General features: G+C 73.6%; 17 protein-coding genes. 10 read left to right on the top strand and 7 right to left on the bottom strand.

From position 1 onward, the window contains the following. Nucleotides 1–252: 252 nt before the first annotated feature. Complete coding sequence (locus IEZ07_RS31365; protein WP_191898114.1) at nt 253–1,206, bottom strand: alpha/beta fold hydrolase; 954 nt, start codon at nt 1,204–1,206, stop codon at nt 253–255. A 181-nt stretch (nt 1,207–1,387) separates the two neighbouring features. Between IEZ07_RS31365 and IEZ07_RS31360 the strand changes: the two genes are divergently transcribed. From IEZ07_RS31360 to IEZ07_RS31315, 10 genes are all read left to right on the top strand, one after another. Further along, nucleotides 1,388–2,344, top strand: coding sequence for a helix-turn-helix transcriptional regulator (locus tag IEZ07_RS31360; protein WP_239321106.1), 957 nt, complete (start codon nt 1,388–1,390; stop codon nt 2,342–2,344). Between the two features lie 74 nt (nt 2,345–2,418). After that, nucleotides 2,419–2,571 carry a hypothetical protein gene (locus IEZ07_RS31355; protein WP_191898113.1) on the top strand — a complete coding sequence of 51 codons (153 nt, stop codon included), beginning with the start codon at nt 2,419–2,421 and terminating at the stop codon, nt 2,569–2,571. Nucleotides 2,572–2,580: 9 nt separating this feature from the next. Beyond that, nucleotides 2,581–3,543, top strand: a complete 963-nt coding sequence (locus IEZ07_RS31350) for a LysR family transcriptional regulator (RefSeq protein WP_191898112.1) — start codon at nt 2,581–2,583, stop codon at nt 3,541–3,543. A gap of 209 nt (nt 3,544–3,752) precedes the next feature. Beyond that, nucleotides 3,753–7,004: a M20/M25/M40 family metallo-hydrolase gene (locus IEZ07_RS31345; protein WP_204054732.1), complete on the top strand. Its 3,252-nt coding sequence runs from the start codon at nt 3,753–3,755 to the stop codon at nt 7,002–7,004. Nucleotides 7,005–7,325: 321 nt separating this feature from the next. Further along, nucleotides 7,326–8,060 carry a lytic polysaccharide monooxygenase gene (locus IEZ07_RS31340; protein WP_068897390.1) on the top strand — a complete coding sequence of 245 codons (735 nt, stop codon included), beginning with the start codon at nt 7,326–7,328 and terminating at the stop codon, nt 8,058–8,060. Between the two features lies 1 nt (nt 8,061). Further along, on the top strand, nt 8,062–8,514 hold the full coding sequence (locus tag IEZ07_RS31335; RefSeq protein WP_191898111.1) for a DoxX family protein: 453 nt from the start codon (nt 8,062–8,064) through the stop codon (nt 8,512–8,514). Between the two features lie 307 nt (nt 8,515–8,821). After that, a complete protein-coding gene (locus tag IEZ07_RS31330; RefSeq protein WP_068897392.1) occupies nt 8,822–9,163 on the top strand; it encodes an ArsR/SmtB family transcription factor in 342 nt (113 codons plus the stop codon). A gap of 49 nt (nt 9,164–9,212) precedes the next feature. Beyond that, on the top strand, nt 9,213–9,881 hold the full coding sequence (locus IEZ07_RS31325; RefSeq protein WP_191898110.1) for a methyltransferase family protein: 669 nt from the start codon (nt 9,213–9,215) through the stop codon (nt 9,879–9,881). Between the two features lie 34 nt (nt 9,882–9,915). Then, nucleotides 9,916–10,869, top strand: a complete 954-nt coding sequence (locus tag IEZ07_RS31320; RefSeq protein ID WP_239321103.1) for a cation diffusion facilitator family transporter — start codon at nt 9,916–9,918, stop codon at nt 10,867–10,869. Between the two features lie 294 nt (nt 10,870–11,163). Further along, nucleotides 11,164–11,922: an SAM-dependent methyltransferase gene (locus IEZ07_RS31315; protein WP_191898108.1), complete on the top strand. Its 759-nt coding sequence runs from the start codon at nt 11,164–11,166 to the stop codon at nt 11,920–11,922. 34 nt (nt 11,923–11,956) lie between these two features. Here IEZ07_RS31315 and IEZ07_RS36075 read toward each other — a convergent pair whose 3' ends face one another. The 6 genes from IEZ07_RS36075 to IEZ07_RS31290 all read right to left on the bottom strand — a co-directional run bounded on the left by IEZ07_RS36075 (nt 11,957) and on the right by IEZ07_RS31290 (nt 22,851). Continuing rightward, nucleotides 11,957–12,082 (bottom strand): hypothetical protein, encoded by a 126-nt coding sequence (locus IEZ07_RS36075; protein ID WP_268245585.1) that lies wholly within the window; start codon nt 12,080–12,082, stop codon nt 11,957–11,959. A gap of 106 nt (nt 12,083–12,188) precedes the next feature. After that, nucleotides 12,189–16,811 carry a cation-translocating P-type ATPase gene (locus IEZ07_RS31310; RefSeq protein WP_191898107.1) on the bottom strand — a complete coding sequence of 1,541 codons (4,623 nt, stop codon included), beginning with the start codon at nt 16,809–16,811 and terminating at the stop codon, nt 12,189–12,191. 88 nt (nt 16,812–16,899) lie between these two features. Then, nucleotides 16,900–17,235: a hypothetical protein gene (locus IEZ07_RS31305; protein ID WP_191898106.1), complete on the bottom strand. Its 336-nt coding sequence runs from the start codon at nt 17,233–17,235 to the stop codon at nt 16,900–16,902. 283 nt (nt 17,236–17,518) lie between these two features. After that, the gene (locus tag IEZ07_RS31300; protein ID WP_189236337.1) at nt 17,519–18,262 is read right to left on the bottom strand and encodes a polyprenol monophosphomannose synthase; all 744 of its coding nucleotides are present in this window, start codon (nt 18,260–18,262) and stop codon (nt 17,519–17,521) included. Next, nucleotides 18,262–20,007 carry an apolipoprotein N-acyltransferase gene (gene lnt / locus IEZ07_RS31295; protein ID WP_191898105.1) on the bottom strand — a complete coding sequence of 582 codons (1,746 nt, stop codon included), beginning with the start codon at nt 20,005–20,007 and terminating at the stop codon, nt 18,262–18,264. Before lnt ends, IEZ07_RS31300 begins: the two co-directional genes overlap by 1 nt. A 513-nt stretch (nt 20,008–20,520) precedes the next feature. After that, nucleotides 20,521–22,851, bottom strand: a complete 2,331-nt coding sequence (locus tag IEZ07_RS31290; RefSeq protein ID WP_191898104.1) for a HelD family protein — start codon at nt 22,849–22,851, stop codon at nt 20,521–20,523. Nucleotides 22,852–23,005: the final 154 nt, after the last annotated feature.

Below are 23,005 nucleotides of genomic sequence, written 5' to 3'. Positions count from 1 at the left end.
CGGACCTCCGGGGGCTGGGGAAGACCTTGGAAGTCTGCTCCGCCGGACCTTTGATTTCGCTGAGGGGTCCTGAGAGTTCCCTCAGCCACGCCGGCGCGTCACCGCAGGCAGGCGCGGTCGGCCGTGCAGGTGTGGGCCTTGCCGGCCAGGACGCGATCCGGGCGGGCGCCCCGCCACCGCCCCGCCCCCCCCGGCGGCCCGTCTCCTGCGCACACGAGCTCCGGAACGGCGGGGACGCCACAGCTGACTTTGCTACAGGGCCGGGGCGGCGTCCTGCCGTTCCAGCCACTTCAAAATCGCCTGGTTCGTTTCTTCCGGCTTCTCCTGCTGGATCCAGTGACCGGAATCAAGGCTGACCACCTCCACGTCGGGCACGAACTCCGCCAGGTTCTCACCCCGTGCGACCAGATCCCTGTCGCCATAGATCATGAGCGCGGGCTGCCGGATGATCGGGTCCGCGTCCGCCAGCAGGTGCCAGTTGCGGTCGAGGTTCCGGTACCAGTTGATGCTCGCCGTGAATCCTGTCGATTCGAAGGCGGAGACGAAGACGGCCAGCTCGCTGTCGCTCATGAGAGGCTCACCGAGCGGTGTTCCCGCTCTGGCGAGGTTGATCATCGCCATTCCCGGCTGAGGCTCGCTCGCGGGCTCGTTCTTCCGGAAGATGTTGCGGAGAAACCGGGACGTGTGTTCTTCGAGAACCGCGTCCGCGACGCCCGGCCGCCGGTTGAAGTGGACGAAGTAGAAGTCGCCGCCGAGCACGGCCTCCATGGATTCGACCCATGGCCGCTCTCCGCGCTCGAAATAGGGCACGCTGAGCGCGACCACCTTGTCCACCCTGCTCGGATGCAGGAGGGCCAGTCCCCACACCACGAACGCCCCCCAGTCATGGCCTACGAAGGTGGCGTCTTCGTACCCGTAGTGATCGAGAAGTGCGATGAGGTCGCCCGACAGATGTCCGATGTCGTAGTCGGTGACCTCGCCGGGACGGGACGAATTGCCGTAGCCCCGCTGGTTCGGGACGATGACGTGGTAGCCGGCCGCGGCGAAGGCGGACATCTGGTGGCGCCAGGAAAAGGCATGCTCCGGCCAGCCGTGACAGAGCACGATGGGCTTTCCCGCATTTCGCCGACCCGCTTCGAAGACTTCGAGTTCCACACCGTTGACCGGAACTAGGGTGGGCTCGGGAAAATCGGCTGGATTGAACATTGAATTTCCTCTCTATCTTTTTCGGGATGATCAGGCGGCGAGGGTTCCCCAAGACCGCGTCGGCGCACCCCGGAGAGGCCGAGGGTCGGTACGGTCGCGGACGGCGGGACTCGCCGGTGAGGTGATGTCGCCATCCTGCCGAACGAAACCGGTCACCTCATGACCGGTTTCATGTGGAAGTGTGGCCGGCGTGCGAACCGACCGGCTGGTGGCCGTCCTCCTGTTGCTGCAGCGGCGCGAGCAGGTGACGGCGGCAGAGGTCGCCCGAGAGCTGGAGGTCTCCGAGCGCACCGCCCGCCGCGACCTCGACGCCCTGGCCATGGCCGGGGTGCCCGTGTACTCCATGCAGGGCCGAAACGGCGGCTGGCGCCTCGTGGGCGGCGCCCGCACCGACCTGTCCGGGCTGACCGCGAGTGAGGCCCGCGCCCTGTTCCTGGTCGCCGGCCCGGCCTCGGCTGCGACGCCGGCCGTGAAGGCGGCTCTGCGCAAGCTCGTCCACGCCCTGCCGGAGCCCTTCCGGGTGCAGGCCGAGGCGGCGGCGTCGTCACTGGTCATGGACCCGCAGCGATGGGGGTCGAGCCGGATCGAGCACCGGCCGCCCCGCTTCCTCGACGAACTCCAGGACGCGGTGATCCGCGGCGTCCAGGTGCGGCTCGGCTACGTCGACCGCGAAGGCACCGAAACCGAGAGAACCGTCCACCCGCTAGGCATCGTCGCCAAAGGCCCGTCGTGGTACCTCGTCTCCGGTACCGAGGCCGGCCGGCGGACCTTCCGGATCGACCGCGTGTCGTCCGCCGACCCGACCGGCGACCCCGTGCACCGGCCCGAGGGGTTCGACCTCGCTGAGAGCTGGCGCGAGATCGCCGACGAGGTCGACCGCAGGCGGACACCCCTCGAAGTCCAGGCCGTGTGCACTCCCGAAGGGATCGGCAAGCTCCGGATGGGGCTCGGGGACCGGCTCGAGGTGGGAGGTTCCACGATCGACGGCCGCATCGAGGTCGTGATCCGCGGCTACAACGAGTACGCCCTCGCGGGCGAGCTCGCCGGGCTGGTCGAATGGCTCGAGGTGACCGGCCCTCCGGGTGTACGAGACCACCTGGCCTCGATCGGCAAGGCGCTCGTCGAGCGATACGGCTGAGATCGTCCCGTTTTTGCGGTTCACCGTAGCCTCGGGAATGCCGGGCCTCGGAGCGCTACGCGGAGGACGTCCTCGTGCTCAGCGGCGACGAGGTGCAGGGCAAGGACCATGACCACCTGCGCGAACGGTACTCGTCGCAGTTCAACGCCAAGTCCTGCCACACCCGACCCGCCGGGCCGGACGGGCCGCCTTTTTGGGCCTTCATCGGAAAGAAACTTTACTATTAGCTTCGTCGTATGGAGTTAGAGGTTCGCCATCTCCGAGTGATCTGCGCGGTCGCCGAACACGGCAGCATCTCACGGGCCGCGGTCGCACTCGGCATGTCCCAGCCCGCCCTCACCGCCCAGTTGCGGCGTATCGAGCGCATGTTCGGCGGGCGGCTGTTCGACCGGGACCGCGGCGGGACCCGTCCCACCTCGTTCGGCGCATGGGTGCTGGTGAGGGCGCGGTCGCTGCTGCCCGCCTTCGACGAGCTGCGCCGGGACGGCATGCGCTACATCGGGCAGAGCTGCCCGCGACCCGCCATCAGGGTCGGCTGCATGGTCAGCCACCTGGGCATCAGCGCCATCACCCGCCTGGGCGAGCTGATCCCCGACGCCGAGATCACGGCACGGACCGAAGAGGCCATGGACCTGCTGCCCGGCCTGCTGGAGTCCGGGCGGCTGGAGCTGGCCACCCTCGGCGACTATCCCGGGCACGAGATCCTCCCGCCGACGGGCGTGACCTACGTGAGTGTGGCCACCGAGCCGATCTTCGTCGGACTGGCGTCCTCGCACCCCCTCGCCCGATCGGACGAGATCGAACTGCGGGATCTCGCCGGAGAGGACTGGGGCCTGCACGCCCTGGCGGAGGCCGGGCACCGCGAGCACTTCTGGACGGCCTGCGCCGAGGCGGGTTTCACCCCGCGCATCGCCTATGCCGCCGATCTCAGCCTCGCCGTCGGCCTGATCTCCTCCGGCAGGTGCGTGGGCATGTTCCAGGCGCTCAGCACGGGTCATCCGGGCATCACCATCCGTCCGCTGGCCGGCACCCCGCTGCGCTTCCGGCACCTGCTCGGCTGGCCGGAACACGGGCCGGTCGCGCCGTACGCGTCCGATCTGGCCGCGGGGGTCAGGGCGGACTACTGGGCCAAGGCGCGGAGGACTCCGGTCTACGCCGCCTGGCTGGCGCTGCACGGCCCGCTCCCCTCCCTCGGGTGAGTCCCGGCCGCCGCACCTCGCCATACCGCGCCGTTATGGAATTTCGTAGGGTACTCGGCTCCACGCCTGCGATGTCAGCTTTGGTCCAGCCCGAAGCGAGGACACGCCCGGAGGCGCCGCCCGCCACGAACGGGACCGGCGCACCGGGCTCCCTGCAGGGCTCCTTACCCCCCACCCCCACAAGGGGTATCGAGAGGAGTCACCCCCCAGTGAATCCCCGGTTCATGCTGGGCGTCACCGCCGCGCTGGCGGCCGTCGCCCTGACCACGACCTCGGTGGTCCCCGCCTCGGCCTCGGCTGCGAACGCGCCGAACGCCGCCGGCGCCACCGTCCCGCCCTCCTTCGCACCCCCGGACCCCGAGGCGCGCCGGCGTGCCATCGCCAACGCCGAGAGCGCCCTCGCCGCCGAACGCCGAGACCTCGCCAGAGGCCAGGACGACGTCTTCTCACTGAAGAAGGCGGTCTCGGTCTCCGGCATGCAGTTCCTCACCTATTCGCGCGCCTACCAGGGCGTGCCCGTCTACGGCGGCGACGTGGTCGTCGCCACCGACCGCACCGGGTTCACCGTGGCCGGCGTCGACACGGCGCAGACCGCCGAACTGAAGCTGGACACCAGGACCACCGTGACCGCCGACCGGGCGGCGCTCAAGGCCCGCTCCCTGCTCACCGAGGTGGAGAGCGTGAGCACCCCGGCGCTGGTCGTGCACGCGCTGTCCGACACCCCGCGCATGGCGTGGGAGGTGGTCGTCACCGGCCGGGCCAAGGACGCCCCGAGCGTCCAGCACGTCTACGTCGACGCCCTCAACGCCAGGATCCTGAGCTCGTGGGACGCCGTCCGGGCGGGAACCGGCCATGGCTTCTACAACGGCGGCGGCCTGGACCTCAGCACCTCCGGCTCCGGATCGTCGTACACGATGCGCGACACCACCCGCAACAACCTGGCCTGCGGCGGCCAGAACGGCTCCCCCTACACCAAGTCCGGTGACACCTGGGGCAACGGCCAGGGGACCAACCTGGAGACCGCCTGCGTGGACGCCCTCTGGGCGGCGCAGAAGGAATGGGACATGCTCCGGGACTGGTTCGGCTACAACGGCTTCACCGGTGAGGGCGGCGGCTTCCCCGCCCGCGTCGGCCTGAACCAGGTCAACGCCTACTGGAACGGCTCATACACCAACTTCGGCAAGAACCAGGCCGGCACCCAGCAGGCGACGCCGATGGACGTGGTCGGCCACGAGTACGGCCACGCGATCTACCAGTTCGCCGGCAGCGGCGGCGCGGGCAGCAGCAACGAGAGCGGCGGCCTGAACGAGTCCACCGGTGACATCTTCGGCGCCCTGCTGGAGCACTACGCGAACAACCCCAACGACCCGCCCGACTACCAGGTCGGTGAGGAGGTCAACCTGGTCGGGCGGGGCCCGATCCGGTACATGTACCGGCCGAGCACCAACGGCGACCCGGACTGCTACAGCTCTTCCATCCCCGGCACCGAGGTGCACGCCGCAGCCGGGCCGCAGAACCACTGGTTCTACCTGCTCGCCGAGGGAACCGACCCGACCGGCGGCAAACCCGCCACCCCGGTGTGCTCCGGCGCGAACCCGCGGACGTTCGGCGGCATCGGCATCCAGAACGCCGGCCGGATCTACCTCGCCGCGCTGAACATGAAGACCACCGGCAACCGGACCCACGCCCAGTCGCGCTCCCAGACCCTTTCCGCGGCCAAGGCGCTCGACCCCACCTGCGCCTGGTTCGAGGCGACCAAGGCCTCGTGGAACGCCGTCAACGTCCCCGCGGTCTCCGGCGAGCCGACCTGCACCCCGCAGGGCGGCAACGACGACTACTCGGCCTCGATCGATCCGGCCACTGCGGACGTCCAACCGGGCCAGTCCGCCACCGCCACCATCAGCACCACGGTGACCAGCGGGAACGCCCAATCCATCACGCTGCGCACCGACTCCCTGCCCTCGGGCGTGACCGCCGCCTTCAGCCCGGCCGTCATCTCCGCCGGGCAGACCTCGCGGCTGACCCTCACGACCTCGGCGGACACCCCCACCGGGTCCTACCCGCTCACCGTCACCCTCGACGGCGCCAGCGCCGACAAGCGGGTCGGCTTCACCCTGGGAGTCGGCAGCGGCCAGCCGGGCACCGACGCGCCGGACATCAGCCTCGCCGACGTCAAGGCCCACCTGCAGCAGTTCCAGAGCATCGCCGCGTCCAACGGCGGCAACCGACGGGCGACGGGACCGGGCTACACCGCCTCGGTGTCCTACGTCGAGGGCAGGCTCCGGGCCGCCGGCTACACCGTGACGCGTCAGACCTGCACCTCCGGCTGCACCGGCGGCGCGGGACCGAACCTGATCGCCGACTGGCCCGGCGGCGACCCGAACCAGGTCGTCATGGCCGGAGCCCACCTGGACGGCGTCGCGGCCGGACCGGGCGTCAACGACAACGCCTCGGGCTCGTCGGCCCTGCTGGAGGTCGCCCTCACCCTGGCGGAGAAGAACCCGTCCATGGCCAAGCACGTGCGATTCGCCTGGTGGACCGACGAGGAGCAGGGCCTCAACGGCTCGGAGTTCTACGTCAACGCGATCGGCGCCACCGAGCGGAGCAAGATCAAGGCCTACCACAACTACGACATGGTGGGCTCGCCCAACGGCGGCTACTTCATCAACAACATCACCACCCCGGCGGCCGCCCCGCTCAAGGAGTTCTACGACAGGCTGAACCTCCGGCCCGAGGAGAACACCGAGGGCGCCAACCGGTCCGACGACGCGCCCTTCCGCAACGCGGGCATCCCCACCTCCGGCGTGGCGGCCGGGGCCAGCGCCGTCAAGACCTCGGCTCAGGCCGCCAAGTGGGGCGGTACGGCGGGCCGCGCGTACGACTCCTGCTACCACGCCTCCTGCGACACCGTCGCCAACATCAACGACACGATCCTGGACCGGGCCGCCGACGCCGCGGCGTACGGCATCTGGAAGCTGGCCGTCGGCGGGACCGGGACGCCGGCGGACGACTACCTGGTCTCGGTGAGCCCGTCCTCGGTCTCGACCGACGCGGGAGGGTCCGCCACCGCCGTACTGAGCACCACGGTCACCTCCGGTGACGCGCAGAGCATCACGTTGAGCGCCACCGGCCTGCCCTCCGGCGCGACCGCGGTCTTCAGCCCGCCGACCATCACCGCGGGCCAGTCCTCCACGGTGACCGTCACCACCTCGGCGAGCACTCCGCCCAACACCTACACCGTCTCCCTGCGGGCGGACGGCGCCTCCGCCGACCGCTCCGCCACCCTCAGCCTGACCGTGAACGGCGGCGGGCCGGGTGGGACCTCGTGGGAGACGTGGAAGAGCTACGCCGCCGGCGACACGGTCACCTACGACGGCGTGAGCTACCGCTGCCTGCAGGCGCACACCTCGCTGCCCGGCTGGGAGCCGCCGAACGTCCCGGCGCTCTGGCAGCGGGTCTGACCGGACAGGTCCTTCGCGGCGGGCGAGACCGGGGCCGCCCGCCGCATCCACCGGATGACGAGAGAGGGGAACCCCCGCGGCGGGCGGCCACGGCCGCCGCGGTCCGAGCACGGCTCCACCTCGCGGTCGCCGCTTCCCCGGGGGCGGCCCGCCCGGGCGAAGCCGCCGCAGGACGGCCGCGGGATCCCCCTTCTCCCGGTGGCACGGACACCTGGGGCGAAGTTCGTTCATGACATTAAATATCAGGAAAAGTCAGCCATCGGTTTACTGTTAGGAAACTTTCCTTTATGTTCCTGGCAGCCCCCCAGCCAAGGAGCAACCATGCGAAGAACAGCGATGATCGTCGCAACGGCGTTCGTCACCTTCGGAGCCACCGTCCTCACCGCCGCACCGGCCCTGGCCCACGGGTACGTGTCGTCCCCGCCCAGCCGCCAGGCCATGTGCGCCCAGGGCCGCGTCACCGGCTGCGGCCCCATCGTCTACGAGCCGCAGAGCGTGGAGGGACCCAAGGGCCAGCGCAACTGCCACGGCGGCGTCGCCCGGTTCGCCCAGCTCAGCGACGAGAGCAAGGCGTGGCCCGCGACCCCCGTCGGCACCGGCGTCACCTTCAACTGGGTGCTGACCGCCCGCCACGCCACCAGCACGTGGGAGTACTACATCGGCAACACCCGGATCGCCACCTTCAACGACGGCGGCAGGCAGCCCGGCGCGACCGTGTCGCACGCGGTGAACCTGGCCGGGTTCAGCGGCCGGCAGAAGGTCCTGGCCATCTGGAACATCGCCGACACCGCCAACGCCTTCTACGCCTGCATCGACCTGCAGATCGGCGGCGGCGGGACCACCCCCACACCCACCCCGACACCCACTCCGACGCAGAGCCCCACGCCCACCCCGACACCGACCGTGACGCCGGGCGGGACCTGGAAGGCGGGCACCGCCTACACGGCGGGCTCCCAGGTCACCTACGGCGGCGCGACCTACCGGTGCCTCCAGGCGCACACCGCCATCGCGGGCTGGGAACCGCCGAACGTCCCCGCGCTCTGGCAGCGGGTCTGACATGGACCTGATCCGCGACACGGCGCTGTCGCTGGCCCGGACGGCGATCGGGTTGCTGTTCGCCTGTCACGGGGCGGCCACCCTGTTCGGCGTCCTCGGCGGCCCGCACGGCGGGCGGGCCCCGGAGTTCGCCGAATGGCCCGGATGGTGGGCGGCGGTGATCGAACTCGGTGCGGGCGGCCTGGTGATGCTCGGCCTGGCCACCCGCGCCGCCGCGCTGCTCTGCTCGGGGACCATGGCCTACGCCTACTTCGTCGTGCACCAGCCCGGCGGGCTGTTCCCCATGGTCAACGGAGGTGAGGCCGCCGCCCTCTTCTCCTGGTCCTTCCTCCTGCTGGCCGTGACCGGCGGCGGTTCCTGGTCGCTGGACGCCCTCGCCGCCAGGTACCGCGTCTCCGGCCGGAACGACGGGCTCCCGCCCCTCCCGGACGCATCCCTCATCCGGGAGGGGTGAGGATCTCCGGGTGGCGGAGACCCCGCACCCCCTTCCGAGGGCCGGGTCCTCCCCCGGTGGAGGACCCGGCCCTCGCCGCATATGGGGAGACCTCGTCTTTTCCGGGATTCGTCCGTTCGCCATGATCAAACCGATGTCGAACGGACGAGTCCCGGGACCGCTCGCGGCGCCGCACTGACCGTCGCCCGCGGAGGCGTCGGCGGCACGCTGGCGCGCCCTCCGCCGCGGCAGGCGGATGACCGGGCCGCTGAACCTCGTTCGAATATACATAATTCCCTGAATTCAGGATTTCCTGTACTATCGCGGTATGTTGACGATCGCCCCCGAGATCGAGGTCCTGGCCCGGTTCGGCCGCGCGCTGGCCGACCCGATCCGCTGCCGCATCCTCCTCGCGCTGCGTGAGGCACCCGCCCATCCGGCCGAGCTGGCCGAGACCCTGGGCATCTCCCGCACCCGCCTGTCCAACCATCTGGCGTGCCTGCGCGACTGCGGCCTGGTCGTGTCCGCGCCCGTGGGCCGGCGCACCCGCTACGAACTGGCCGACGCCCGGCTCGGCCACGCCCTGGACGACCTGCGCACCGCCGTGGTCGCGGTCGCCGCCGACGCCGAACGCAGCTGCACCACCGCCGAGACCGAGGGCTGCTGCTGATGGCCGCCCTCTCCGCCCCTGCCCGCCGCGCCGACGACGAGGACTGACCATGGCCGTTACCGCGCTCATCGTGTATGTGGTGGCCATGGGCCTGGCCTTCGGCTGGCGCACCGTGGTGCACCGGCGCCGGACCGGCGACACCGGCCTGCGTCTGGACGCCGGTCCGGCCGGATCGGTGGCCTGGTGGGCCAAGACGGCGTTCGTGGCGGCGATCGCGCTGGGTCTGGCCGGGCCGGTCGCCGCCACAGCCGGCATGGCCGACCTGGCCCTCCTCGACCACCCGGCGGTGGCGGCCGCCGGACTGGTGATCGCCCTTTCCGGCACCGCGGCCACGCTGGCCGCCCAGCTGGCCATGGGCGCCTCCTGGCGGATCGGCGTGGATGCCGGCGAGCGCACCGATCTGGTCACCGGCGGCCCGTTCGCGCTCGCCCGCAACCCGATCTTCACCGCGATGGTCGCCACCAGTGCCGGGCTGACGCTGATGGTGCCCAACCCGGTCGCCGTACTCGCCCTGGCCGTGCTGGCGGCCGCGGTCGAACTGCAGGTGCGCGCGGTGGAGGAGCCCTACCTGCTGGCCGCTCATGGCCCCGCCTACCAGGGGTATGCCGCACGGGTGGGCCGCTTCGTGCCCGGCCTGGGCCGCCTGCCCGCCCCGGACACCACCGCCCTGGACACCACCGCTCCGGCACGCGGATCGTCCCCGGCACGCGGCCGTTGAAGCCGTTCCCCGGATCAGTGAAGGAGGACCGTTCGTGGGGACCGACCACGCGCACGGCCACGGCCACGGGCACGGGCACGGGCACGGGCAGCTGAGTCCGACCGGCCGCCACCGCGGGCGCCTGGTCGGCGTGCTGGCCATCACCGGCACCGTCATGCTCGTGCAGGTGGCCGGGGCACTGGCCTCGGGCAGCATCGCGCTGCTGGCCGACGCCGGGCACATGCTCACCGACAGCGCCGGCATCGCCCTGGCCCTGGCGGCCATCGTCCTGGCCGCCCGCCCGGCCACCTCGAGGCGCACCTTCGGCCTGGCCCGGGCCGAGATCCTGGCCGCGGCCGTCAACGCCGCGGTGCTCTTCGGCCTCGGGGCGTACGTGCTGTACGAGGCGGTCTCCCGCCTGGTCTCGGCGGAGGCTCCGCACCTCGCCACCGGCTCCATGCTGCTCTTCGGCGTCGTCGGCCTGGTCGGCAACCTGGCCTCGATGCTGGTGCTGATCGGCGTGCAGGGCGAGAGTCTCAACCTGCGCGGCGCCTTCCTGGAGGTGGCCACCGACGCGCTCACCTCCGTGGGCGTCATCGCCGCCGCGGTCGTGGCCCACCTGACCGGGTTCACCCGCGCCGACGCCGTCGTCGCGGTGCTGATCGGCCTGCTCATCGTGCCGCGCGCGCTCAAGCTGCTGCACGCGGCCGTCAACGTGCTCCTGGAGGCCACCCCCGCCCATCTGGACCTGGACCGGGTCCGCGCGCAGCTGCTGGCGGTGCCGCACGTACGGGCCGTGCACGACCTGCACGCCTGGACCGTCACCTCGGGCCTGGCCGCGCTCAGCGCGCACATCGTCATCGACGACGAGTGCTTCACCGACGGCCACGCCCCGCGGCTGCTGGACGTCCTGCAGGAGTGCCTCAAGGACCGTTTCGACCTGCACCACGCCACCCTGCAGCTGGAGTCGCCGGCCCACGCCCAGCACGAACGACCCGCCCACGCCTGACGTCCGCTCCGCTCACGGCGCCGGCGGCCCCGCCCCTGCAGGGTTATCCCGTTGAAAAGCCGCCGGGCGGATCGTACGCTGGCCGTACTCGTTCCCGCCGGTCCCGTCCGGCCGATCATGAGAAGGCGATGCCATGGTCACCGCCCGGTCACCCCGGGGCGGATGACGACCCGGCCGTTCCATCGGCCAGTGCGGTGCGTGCCGACACGCGTCCGCCCGTCGTGCCCCGGTCCCGCAGAGATCCTCTCGCCCGCGCGGCGCCGGTCGCCGCGCACCTGATCTGGAGCACACGGAATGTCGCACGACTCCCTGTCCGCGTGGTACGCGGACTTCTTCACCGAGCTGCCCAACGCCTTCTGGCGGGCGGCCGTACCGCAGCAGGCGACCGCGGCCGAGGTCGACTTCGTCACCCGCCTGGCCGGGCTGCGTCCCGGCGCGCTGGTGCTGGACGTGGCCTGCGGCAGCGGACGGCACGCCCTCGAACTCGCCCGGCGCGGTTTCCGGGTCACCGGCCTGGACGTCTCGGCCGAGGCCGTCGGGTACGCCCGTCACACCGCCGAGCGGGAAGGACTCGACGTCGACCTGCGCCTGGGCGACATGCGGGCCCTGCCCTCCGACGTCCGCGCCGATGCGGCGATCTGCATGGGCAACGCCTTCGGCTACCTGGAGCACGCCGGAACCCAGGGGTTCCTCGCCGGCCTCGCCGGTCTCGTCGCCCCGGGAGGCACGCTGGTCCTGGACTACGGGTTCGTGGCCGAGTCGCTGCTGCCCGGCCTGGTCCTGGAGGAGCCGCCGATGACGCTCGGCGGGATCGAGGCCGTCTCGGTCAACGAGTACGACGCGGCCGGCGGCCGCTGGATCACCTCCTTCACCTTCCGCCGGGGCGCCGAGGAGCACCGCGGGACCTCCGTGCAGCACGTCTACACCGCGGCGGAGGTCGTCCGGCTGGTCTCCGCGGCCGGGTTCGCCGGCGTCGGGTTGTACGGCGACGCCGACGGCGCGCCGTTCCGGCTCGGCAGCCCCCGGCTGCTCCTGGTCGCGCGGCGGCCGTAGGACGGCGGCCGCGGATCGGGGAACGGCGGGGCGCTCAGGCCGCCCGCGCGGCGAAGCGGCGCGCCACGAAGGCGATGAGCGCCTCGACCAGCCGCGTGGTCAGCACCTCGATCACGATGACCGCCGCCTTGGCGAGAAGGGATGACAGGAAGTCGCTCATGGGAACCCCCAGGGGTCGGAGCCGCTCGGGGCCGGGTCCGCGGACCGCGTTCCCGGCCGGATTCGCAGCCGGGTCCGCGGCGTGGAACCGGCCCGCGCGTGCTTTCTCATTCCTCCCGGTCGACGGTGCGCGCCGCCGGGCCGGCCGGCCCGGCGGCGCCCTCCCGCCGCCGGGCCGCGGGCTCACCGCCGCGCAGCAACCGCTCGGCCGCCGCCCCCAGGACCGTGGCGACGGCGGCGCCGCCGAGGCCGATGGACCACCCGAGGGGTCCGAGGGGGCGTGAACCGAAGAACCGGCTGACCCCCGGAGTCGAGACGACGAGGCCCAGGGCGGCGAGGGAGGCCAGCGCCGCGAGCACGACCACCGGGTCCCGCCCGCCTTTGGCGAGGGTCTGCAGCAGCTGCGCCGCGACCAGGGCGACCAGCCCGATCGTGTCCGCCCGCCCGCGGGTTCCGGTCAGCCGGCCGGCCAGCCAGGCCGCCGCCGCGGCGGCCGCGGTGGTGACGGCCCGCAGGTGGATGTCGCGGGTCAGGGAGGCGCCGAGCGAGCCCTCCGGCCCCTCGGCCATCAGCCGCTCCGGACTCGCCGCGGCCGGGGGCCGTACGGCCACCACCAGGGCGGGCAGCATGTCGGTCAGCAGGTTGACCAGCAGCAGCTGCCGGGCGTTCAGCGCGCTGCGGCCGGTGAGCAGGTTGGAGCCGACCGTGAAGGCGATCTCGCCGATGTTGCCGCCGAGCAGGATGCTCAGGGAGTCGCGGACCGAGCTCCACATGGACCTGCCCTCGATGATCGCGTCGACGATCGTCTCGATGCGGTCGTCGGTCACCACGACGTCCGCCGCCGTCCGGGCGGCCGGCGTGGCGCGGGAGCCGAGGGCGATCCCGACGTCCGCCGCGCGGATCGCGGGGGCGTCGTTGGCCCCGTCGCCGGTGACCGCCACGGTCTCGCCGGCCTGGCGCAGGCAGGAGACGATCCGTGTCTTGTGCGCCGGGGTGGCGCGGGCGAACACCGCGACCTCGGGCAGCGCCTTCGTCAGGATCTCGTCGTCGACGTCGTCCATCTCGGGGCCGGTCATGACGCGCAGGCCGTTCAGCACGCCGAGCTCGGCGGCGATCGCCTCGGCGGTGCTCGGGTGGTCCCCGGTGACCATGACGACCCGGACGCCGGCCCTGGTCAGGCGCCCGACGCTCTCGGCGGCGGCGGGCCGTACCGGGTCGGCCAGGCCCAGGAAGCCGAGGAAGCACAGCCCGCCGACCCGGGACCCGTCGAGGTCGCGCCGGTCGGAGGCGGGCCGCTGGGCCACCGCGAGCACCCGGTGGCCCTGCCGGGCGAGCGCGTCGACCTCCCGCTCCAGCTCCAGCCTGAGCTCCTCGCCGAGGGGGACGGCCCGCGCGTCCCGGAGCACCGTCGTGCACCGGTCGAGCACGATCTCCGGGGCGCCCTTGACGCTCAGCAGGTGCCCGGAGCCGCTCACGCCGAGCACGGCGTGGTAGCCGCGTTCCGGTTCGAAGGGCAGCTCGTCGACCCGCCGCCAGGCGGTCAGCCCCTCCTCCGGGGTCACTCCCAGCCGATGCGCGCCGTCGACGACGGCTCGGTCGGTGGGATGGGCGATGACCCTCCCCCCGCCCGCGCGGGGGCTCGCCCGCAGCGCCGCGGCGACGATCGGCCGCAGCCCGGCCTGCGGCTCCTCGACGGAGTACCCCGTGCGCCCGTCGGAGACGCGCCGCAGCGTGATGCGCCCCTCGGTGAGCGTTCCCGTCTTGTCGAAGCACAGGACGTTCACCCGGCCCAGCGCCTCGATCGTCGAAGGGTTGCGCACCAGCGCGGCGCGCTTCGACAGCCGCCGCGCGGCGGCCAGCTCCGCGACCGTGGCGATGAAGGGGAGCCCTTCGGGGACGGCCGCCACGGCCAGGCTCACCGCGGGCGCGAGCCCCGCCGCCAGCGGGCGGCCGCGGAGCAGGTCGACGGCGAGCAGGGCGAGACCGGAACCGGCGGAGAGCGGCAGGATCCTCCTGCCCAGTTCACGCAGCCGGAGCTCCACCCCGGTCGGCGGGCGCGGCCCCGCGGCCAGCCTGGCCCCCCGGCCCGCCTCGGTCGCCCCGCCCGTCGCGACGACCACCGCGCGCCCCCCGCCCGCGGCCACCGTCGTGCCCTGGTAGAGCATGCAGCTGCGTTCGGCGACGGCGGACGCCACCGTGGGCGCCGCGGTCTTGGCGACCAGCTGCGACTCCCCGGTGAGCGGCGACTCGTCGACCTCCAGGCCCGTCGCGTCCAGCACCCGGCAGTCGGCCGGTACGGCGTCGCCGGCGCGCAGCTCGATCACGTCGCCCGGGACCAGCGCCGCCGCGGAGGTCCGCGTGTGCCCGCCGGGCCGGCGCAGCCGCACGGGGACGGAGGAGTCCTCGGTGAGGCGGCGCAGCGCCCGGTCGGCGCTGACCCGCTGCGCCCCGCCCACGAACGCGCTGACGACCGTCACCCCGCCGATCAGCAGCGCGTCCAGTACCGAGCCGATCAGCGCGGACATGCCCGCCCCGGCCGCCAGGACCGGCGTCATGGGGTTGGCCAGCTCCTGTGCGGACGCGCGGACCAGCGAGCGCGGCCCCCCTCCGGGCCGCTCCTCCTCCCCCGCCGCCTCCGTCCTGCGCCCGGCGGCGTCCTCCTCGGCGATGCCGTCGGACGAGGAGCCGAGCCGGGTGAGGACGTCGGCGGCCGACATGGCGTACCAGGGCGTGCCGTCGGCGCGGACCGGGACCGGCGTCCGCCCGGCGGCGCGGCCCGACAGCTCTCCCAGGGCGAGCGCGGCCAGCGAGACGCAGTGGCTCACCAGGTGCGCCCGGTGGGAGGACGCCGCCTCGGGTCCGGCGACGGCCAGCAGCGCGCCGACGCCCGCTCCGGCGACGCCGAGCCGTACGCTCCGCCGGCTCGTCCTGGCGGCCTCCGGCAGGCAGCTCAGCAGCAGGTGGGCTCCGTCGAGATCGCCGAGCACGTCCGCGTCCCAGGGCACGCGGCCGGGCCGGTCCGCCACCCCGATGCCGAGGTCGGCCCGGGCCAGCGCGTCGCGCAGGTCCCGGGACCCGCCCCGCGACACCACGGCGACGGCGTGCCCCCCGACCTGGAGCGCGCGGATCGCGGCCGCCGTCCTTGCTCCGCCGGGAGCGATCCGGCGAGCCGAGAAGCGCGCGGCGAGACCGCGGTCCCCTCCCGCCAGCAGTACGGTGCCCGCGGCCCCGGCGGCGGCGACGAGCGCCTCGGCCAGCGGGTGGAGCTCCCGCGTCAGCGCGGCGACGGCGACCGGCTCGCCCCGCAGGGTCACGACCACGGGCCTCAGCCCCCGGGCGCGCCAGGCCTGGATCTCCCGGGCGGCCGGCCCGCCCGTACCGGTCGCCGGTCCGACGGCCCACTCCCCGTCCTCCCGGCGCGCGCCGGGATCGCCCGGGTCGAGCAGGGCGTGCAGCCGCGCGTGCAGCGTGCCGTCGTCCACCCGGCCCGCGCCGTCCCCGCCGGTTCCGTCTTCCCCGCTCGCGCCGTCCCCGCCGGCTCGGTCGGTCCCGTCCGCGCGGCTCCTCCCGCCCGCCGCGCCGTACGGGTCACCGGCCGGGTCCGCGATCCGCAGGACGCGCTCGACCGTCCACGCGCCGGTGAGCAGGACCGCCGCGTCGAGGACGACCGTGTCGACGCGGTCCATGCGGCGCAGGGCGTGGCGGTCGAGCACCACCGCGCCGCGTCTGCCCAGGGCGCGGCCGACCGCGCCCGCGAAGGCGTGGCGGCCCAGCTTCGCCTGCTTGGGCGTGGCCGCGACCATCATGGCGTGGCTCCGGCGGCCGCTGCGGCTGAGGAGTCTCGTCGCGGCGTAGGCTCCCAGCGTCACCGGGGCCGCGACGTCCGCGTACCGCTCGATCGGGCCCCGGGGCAGAGGGGCCGGGCGCGGGAGCGACGGCTTCGCGATGTGGCGGTAGGCGCCCCCGACGCGGGCCAGGTCCTGTTCCAGCCTCCGCCAGGCGCACCGCGCGGCGCGCGCCTCGGCGTAGTGGACGACCGATCCCGCCGCGTGGACGAGCAGTGCCGACGGGCTCAGGGCGAGCGTCTGGCCGACGAGGTGGCCTACGGTGAACAGCGTGTCGGTGGCGGGACGGCCGATCCGGCGGTTCAGCTCCTCCCGGACGATCGGGGTGGAGTCGGCCAGGTGCAGCAGGGCCGGCACCGCCGGGGACAGCCTCGGCAGCCGCACCGCCTTCCCGGCGAGCGCCAGCCCGGCCCCGGTCAGCTCCGCGAAGAGGCGGGCCGCGGCGCGTGCGTGCCGCTCCGCCACCCGGATCCGGGGCCGGTGCGGGCCTCCGCCGCCGGTGTCCGGCTCCGGGCCCGCGTCCGTGTCCGGTCCGGTGACGGTCGGATCCCCGTCCAGTCCGGTGACGGTCGGGTCCCCGTCCAGTCCGGTGACGATCGACAGCAGCTCCTCGTGGCCGGACCGGTCCGCACCGGTGCCGACGAAGACGCAGCCGAGGGCGCCGTTGACCTCCGCCCGCTCGACTCCGTCCACCGCGCGCAGCCGTGCTTCGAGCCGCCGCGCGGCCGTCTCCGTGCCCGGTCCGCCGATCACGTGCAGGTCGATCCGGACCCCGCCCGGGCAGGCCCGCACGCGGCGGGAGCGGGGCAGGACGCTCGAGAGCACGTCCGGCACGACGTCCCGGAGGACGTCGGCGGGGACGGCGAGCAACCGTGACAGGAACATTCACTCTCCAGCGGACCTGGATTCTGCGGGCGGGCAAGGCCGGGCCGCGGCGTCGCGGCCCGGCGAGCGCGTCGTCACGGCGCCGTGGTCACACCGGCGCGCGGAGGTTCTCCCCGCCGCCGTTCCGGGAGCGCCGGGCGATCACCGTTCCGACGCCGATGGCGGCCGCCACGGGCCATTCGACCAGGCCGAACGCGGCGAGCGCGCCGAGCCCTCCGTAGTAGGCGAGGCGTTCCCGCGACGGGAGCGCGGGCAGGAACGCCCTGGCGGCCCCGACGACGCGGCCGACCTCCCGCCCGCCGACCCGCGGCGGCCGGAACTCCAGCGTGATCATGGGCAGGGTCAGGGTGAGCGCCCCGGCGGCGCGCCGCTCTCCCGTGAGCCCCACGGGGTCCACGGGGTCCACGGGGTCTACGGACTGCACGGTTTCCACCGGCTTCGCCGCGGGCTTTCGCCCGGCCGTACCGGCTCCGGACCGTGCGCGCTCGCGCGGCCGCCGGGTGGTCTGAGCGGTATCCGTCATGGCCCCTTCTCTCAAAGAGTCGGGGGGCGCTCTCCATGGTGTGGGCCGGAGGGCGGAAGGTCCTCCGGCCGCCGGTACGTGACCCTGAGGTCGTTCCTGTATCTTCCGCCGGTCCGGGCCGCCGAAACGTGCGCGCCCGATCCGGCGGCGGACCAGCGGGAGCGCGGACCAGCGGGAGCGCGGACTAGCGGGAGCGGCGCAGCCTCCGCGGCAGGCCGGTCACACCCCACAGGGTGACCCGCCACAGCGCCTCGGCGATGACGTCCCGGCTCATCTTGCTGGCGCCGACGGTGCGCTCCACGAAGGTGATCGGCACCTCGGCGACGCGCAGGCCGTGGCGGACCGTGCGCAGGGTCAGGTCCACCTGGAAGCAGTAGCCCTGCGACTCGACGTCGTCCAGGCCGATCTTCTCCAGGGTGGAGGCCCGGTACGCGCGGAAGCCCGCGGTGGCGTCGCGGACCGGCATGCCGAGCATCATCCGGGTGTAGACGTTCGCGCCGCGGGACAGGAACTCCCGCGAACCGGGCCAGTTGACCACCTTGCCGCCGGGCACCCAGCGGGACCCGATGGACAGGTCGGCCCCGTCGGCCAGCGCGTGCAGCAGCTTGGGCAGCTCTTCCGGCTGGTGAGAGCCGTCGGCGTCCATCTCCACGAGCACGTCGTAGCCCTCGGCCAGGCCCCAGCGGAACCCCGCGATGTAGGCGGCGCCGAGCCCCTGCTTGCCGGGCCGGTGGAGCACGTGGACGTGGTCGTCCTCGGCCGCCAGCGCGTCGGCGATCTCACCGGTGCCGTCGGGGCTGGCGTCGTCGGCGACCAGCAGGTGCGCCTCGGGCACCGCCGCGCGGACCCGCTCGACGATCACCGGGAGGTTCTCCCGCTCGTTGTACGTCGGGACGATGACGAGCACCCGGCCGACCATCCGCTCCATCACACGTCTCCCACCTGCTGATCGTCACTGCGTGTCACCGGACGCGCCGAGCCGCGTCGCCGGAGGACCGGAACCGCGGCCAGCGCGGCCGTACCCACCAGTATCAGGGCCCACTCGGGTAGCGCGCCAACCCTGGTGGCCACCGTCTTCCGCGTGCGGACCGGTATCTCCAGCACCGCCATGTCCTGGACCAGCTCGCGGGTCCGCCAGACCACCTCGCCCTCCGGGGTCACGGAGGCGGAGATGCCGGTGATCGCGGCGGTGACCACCGCCCGGTTGTGCTCCACGGCGCGCAACTGGGACATGGCCAGCTGCTGGGCGGGCAGGCCGGTCAGCGCGTAGGTCGCGTTGTTGGTCTGCACCACCAGCGGGCTGGCGCCGGTCCGGACGGTGCCGCGGACGACGCCGTCGAAGGCCACCTCGTAGCAGTTGACCGCTCCGACGGTGACCGGCCCGAGCCTCAGGTCGCCGTCGCGGGTGCCGGGCACCGACTGCTTGCCGACCAGGCCGGCCCGCTCGAACAGGGCGAGCACGAGGTCCTGCATCGGGGTGAACTCGCCGAACGGCACCAGCTTCTGCTTGTCGTAGTAGGCGCCGGGGCCGGTGACCGGGTCCCACACCAGGCTGCGGGTGGCCCGGTTCTTCTCGCCGACGCCCACCACGGCTCCGACCAGGACGGGCACGCCGACGTCCCTGACCGCGGCGTCGATCTCGGCGCGGGCCGTCTCGCTGCGGTAGGGGTCGATGTCGGTGGAGTTCTCCGGCAGCACCACCACGTCCGGCCGGGCCATCGCGCCCTCCCGTACGGCCCGCGCCATCTCGTGGAGCTTGCCGGTGTGGTTGCGCAGGACCACGGCGGGCTCGTCGCCCAGCGGGGTCATCCCCCGGCCGGGCACGTTGCCCTGGATCACCCCGACGGTCACGCTCCTGCCCTCGTCGCCGGGACGGGGCACGGCGAAGGCCGCGGCCGGGACGGCCAGGGCCCCGGCGAGCGGCAGAGCGACGGGCAGGGCGAGCGGCAGGGCGATGGGCAGCGCCGCGGAGCGCGCGGAGGACCGGACGGGGAGCCGCTCGACGGGCGGGGCGGGGGCCGGAGCGGCGGCCGGGGCCGCCGGCGGGGCGCCCGCCCGGCCGCGGCGTCCCGGAGGACCGGGCGCCCGCAGCGAGGCGAGGGCGAGCAGCCCTCCGCAGAGCACCACCGCGAAGCTGACCAGCGGCGCTCCGCCCAGCGCCGCGTACGGCGTGAAGACCGACCCGCCCTGGCTGAAGGCGACCCGCGCCCAGGGGAACCCGCCGAAGGGGAAGGTCCCCCGCGCCCACTCCATGGCCACCCAGAGCGCGGCGCTCCACAACGGCCACAGGGGCAGCCGGACGACCAGGGCGGTGCCGGCGGCCCAGGCGGCGTAGAAGAGGCTCTCCAGAGCGATCAGGCCCAGCCAGGCGTCCACCCCGATGGGGGTGACCCAGTGCAGACCGGGGCCGAGGAAGGCGAGTCCCCCGGCGAAGCCCAGCCAGGCGGCGCGGCGGGGGCGGGCGCCGTGCACGGCCCGGATCACGAGGGCCGCGCCGAGCGGAGCCAGGAACCAGAACCCGAGGGGAGGGAAGGCGAGGAAGAGGAGCAGGCCGCCGGCGGCCACCGCGGCCGTCCGGCCGAGCGGGTCCCGCCACCGGGGACCGCCCGGGGCGCCCTCCCGCGACGCCGCCGGGGGAGCCCCCGGCGGAGGGGCCGTCTTCTCCTGCACCACGGGGGGCTCCTTGCGGACGTCGGGCCTGGCCGGACCTGGTTGGACCTGCTAGGCGAACGCTACCCCCGACACGGCAGCGGGGTGACCTCCAGGGCGGACGGATGCCCTGGGGATCACCCCGACACTTGCAGTCGCCGGCACGGGAGCGGAAAGAGTGCCCGGACGAACCCTTCGGACCGGTTCCGTCCCGTCGGCGGCGGGCGCGGATTGCCGTTGTCTACTGGGTGCCCAGGCCCCTCCCGGGTCCGTTCCCCCCGCCCGGTTGGGGTGCCCCGACCCGACTGACCAGCGGTCCTGCGCCTGGCTGTACGGGCGGAGTCACGCTCCGCCGCGGGGCGAGGAACCGGTGATGTCGGAGGCGGCCAACCGGCCAGTCCCGTGCTGGACTGGGCAGCAAAACTACCGGCCCCAGCTCAGATGTCAACCTCGTCACCAACTGCGGAAACATCCCGTTTCCGCAGCTAGCGCACGTCCGGCCGAGGAGCCTTCGGCCTTGCTCCGGATCCGGGCGGCTCAGCCGTCCCCGCGCCGCTCGAGCCCGGCGAGCGGTGCGGGGAGCGGGGCGCCGTGGACCACGCCGAGCCGTCGCGTCGCCCGGGTCAGTGCGACGTACAGGTCGCTCGCCCCGCGGGGGGACTCGCCCAGGATGCGGTCCGGCTCGACCACGATGACGGTGTCGAACTCCAGGCCCTTGGCCTCGGCGACGCTCAGGACCGCCGCGGGGGCGTCCAGGGCCGCCGTGCCGGGCCCGGCGACCGCGCCGTCGACGGCCCGGGTCACCGCCTCCCCCAGCTCGGCCCGGAGGGACTCGGGGACGAGCACCGCCAGGCGGCCGCCCTCGACGATCTCGGCCTTGACCACCTCGGGCAGGGACTCCAGCGGGGAGGCCGCCCAGGGCCGCTCGCCGGTCTCCCGGACCGAGGCGGGCGCGGTGAGCCCGGGACCGACCAGCGGGAGCACGGCGGCGGCCACGGCCATCAGCTCGGTGGGGGTGCGGTAGTTGACGCTGAGGTTCTCGACCCGCCAGCGCCCGCCCACGTAGGGGTCGAGCACCCGCTCCCAGGAGCGGGCCCCGGCCGCCGACGCGGTCTGCGCCAGGTCGCCGACGATCGTCATCGACCGGGTGGGGCACCGGCGCATGACCATCCGCCAGTCCATCGGCGACAGCTCCTGCGCCTCGTCCACGATGATGTGGCCGAAGGCCCAGGTGCGATCGCCCGCGGCCCGCTCGGCGGTGGTGAGGTAGAACTCGTCGCCCAGGTGCCGGGCGGCGAACTTCTCCGCGTCCATGATCTCCGACAGGCCGGTCAGCTCCAGCACCTCCTTGGCGTAGGCGAGCTGCATGCTGTCCTCCTCGCGCGCGGCGGCGCGGGCGGCGGCCTGCTCCTCCTCGGCCATCCACGCCCCGGCCCGCAGCACCCCGGGATCTATCTCGCCGAGCAGCTCGGCGGCCTCGTCCAGCAGGGCCACGTCGGCGGGCGACCACCAGCCCTCCCCCTTGCGGGGCGGCTCGCGCAGCAGCAGCGCGCGCTCGGCCGGGCTCAGCTCGGCCGCAGCGTACTCGAGCCGCTCGCGGGAGGTGAACAGCCCCAGCAGGAGCTGCTGCGGGGTGGTGTAGGGCCACAGCCGGTTCAGGGCGGCCTTCACCGGCTGCTCGGTGCGGAGCTCCTCGCGCAGGTCGGCCAGCTCGTCGTCGTCGATGACGCCCTTACCCAGCAGCTTGGCCGCCTGCCGGGCGAGGGCGTTGAGCAGGTGGCGGACGAAGACCGCGCGGGCCTCGTTGTGGGGGCGGCGCGAGCGGGCGGCCCGGTTGCGCGCGGCCTCCAGGGTGCGGCCGTCGAGGCTGAGGGTGTAGCGGTCCAGCTTGATCTCGATCGGCCGCCGGGGCACCCGCTGCCGCTCCCGTACGGCGCGCGCCACGACCTGGACCATCCGCTCGTCGCCCTTGACCGCGGCCGTCTCGGGCCGCTCGGCGGCGGTCGCGGTGATCCCGGGGTACAGCTCGGCGACCGTGGACAGCAGCACGTCGGTCTCGCCCAGGGAGGGCAGGACCTGCTCGATGTAGCGCAGGAAGGTCAGGTTGGGCCCGAGGATGAGCACGCCCCGGCGGGCCAGCTTCTCCCGGTGGGTGTAGAGCAGGTAGGCCGCCCGGTGCAGGGCCACGACGGTCTTGCCGGTGCCCGGCCCGCCCTGCACGACGAGCACGCCGGACAGGTCCGAGCGGATGATGCGGTCCTGCTCGGCCTGGATGGTGGCCACGATGTCGCGCATCCGGCCGGTGCGGTGGGCGCCGAGCGAGGCCAGCAGCGCGGCCTCGCCGTTGAGCGTGGCCACGTCCTCGTCGCTGAGGGTGTCGAGGTCGAGCAGGTCGTCGTCGACGCCGATCACCTTGCGGCCCTTGGTCTGCAGGTGGCGGCGGCGGGTGACGCCCATCGGGGAGGCGGGGGTGGCCCGGTAGAACGGCTGCGCCACCGGTGCCCGCCAGTCGATCAGCAGGCGGCGCTGGTCGTCGTCGGCCAGGCCGATGCGGCCGATGTAGAGGGAGGTGTGGTCGGCGTTGTCGAGCCGGCCGAAGCACAGGCCGTTCTCCACCGCCCACAGCCGCGCCAGCCGCTCGGCGTACATCCCGGCGAAGCTGTCGCGCTCCGAGCGGTTCTGGTGGGTGCCGCCGCCGCCCTGGGCCAGCACCCCGTCGAGCTGCCGCTGGGTGCGGTCGCGCAACAGGTCGAGCCGCTCGTAGAGCGAGGTGACATACTCCTGTTCCCTGGCGAGCTCGATTTGACGGGTTGCCGTCGCTCCATTATCTTTGCCGCTAATAGGATACTCCGGGCCATATAAATGCATTGTGCTGGTTGTTATGACAAACCATCACCCTAGCAGGTCCGTTGAGATGTTCACATTCCCCGGACCGCCTCCTTTCCGGCCGCCGGACGCCCTCCGCCCGTCACCGTCACGGCTTGGTCTCGTCGCGCCCGCCCTCCTTGACGCCCGCCTCCGG

Source organism: Planomonospora parontospora (assembly GCA_014647935.1).
In the GTDB taxonomy this organism is placed as follows: domain Bacteria; phylum Actinomycetota; class Actinomycetes; order Streptosporangiales; family Streptosporangiaceae; genus Planomonospora; species Planomonospora parontospora.
The sequence above is the reverse complement of the archived record's forward strand: the minus strand, read 5'-3'. Positions and strand labels throughout refer to the sequence as shown.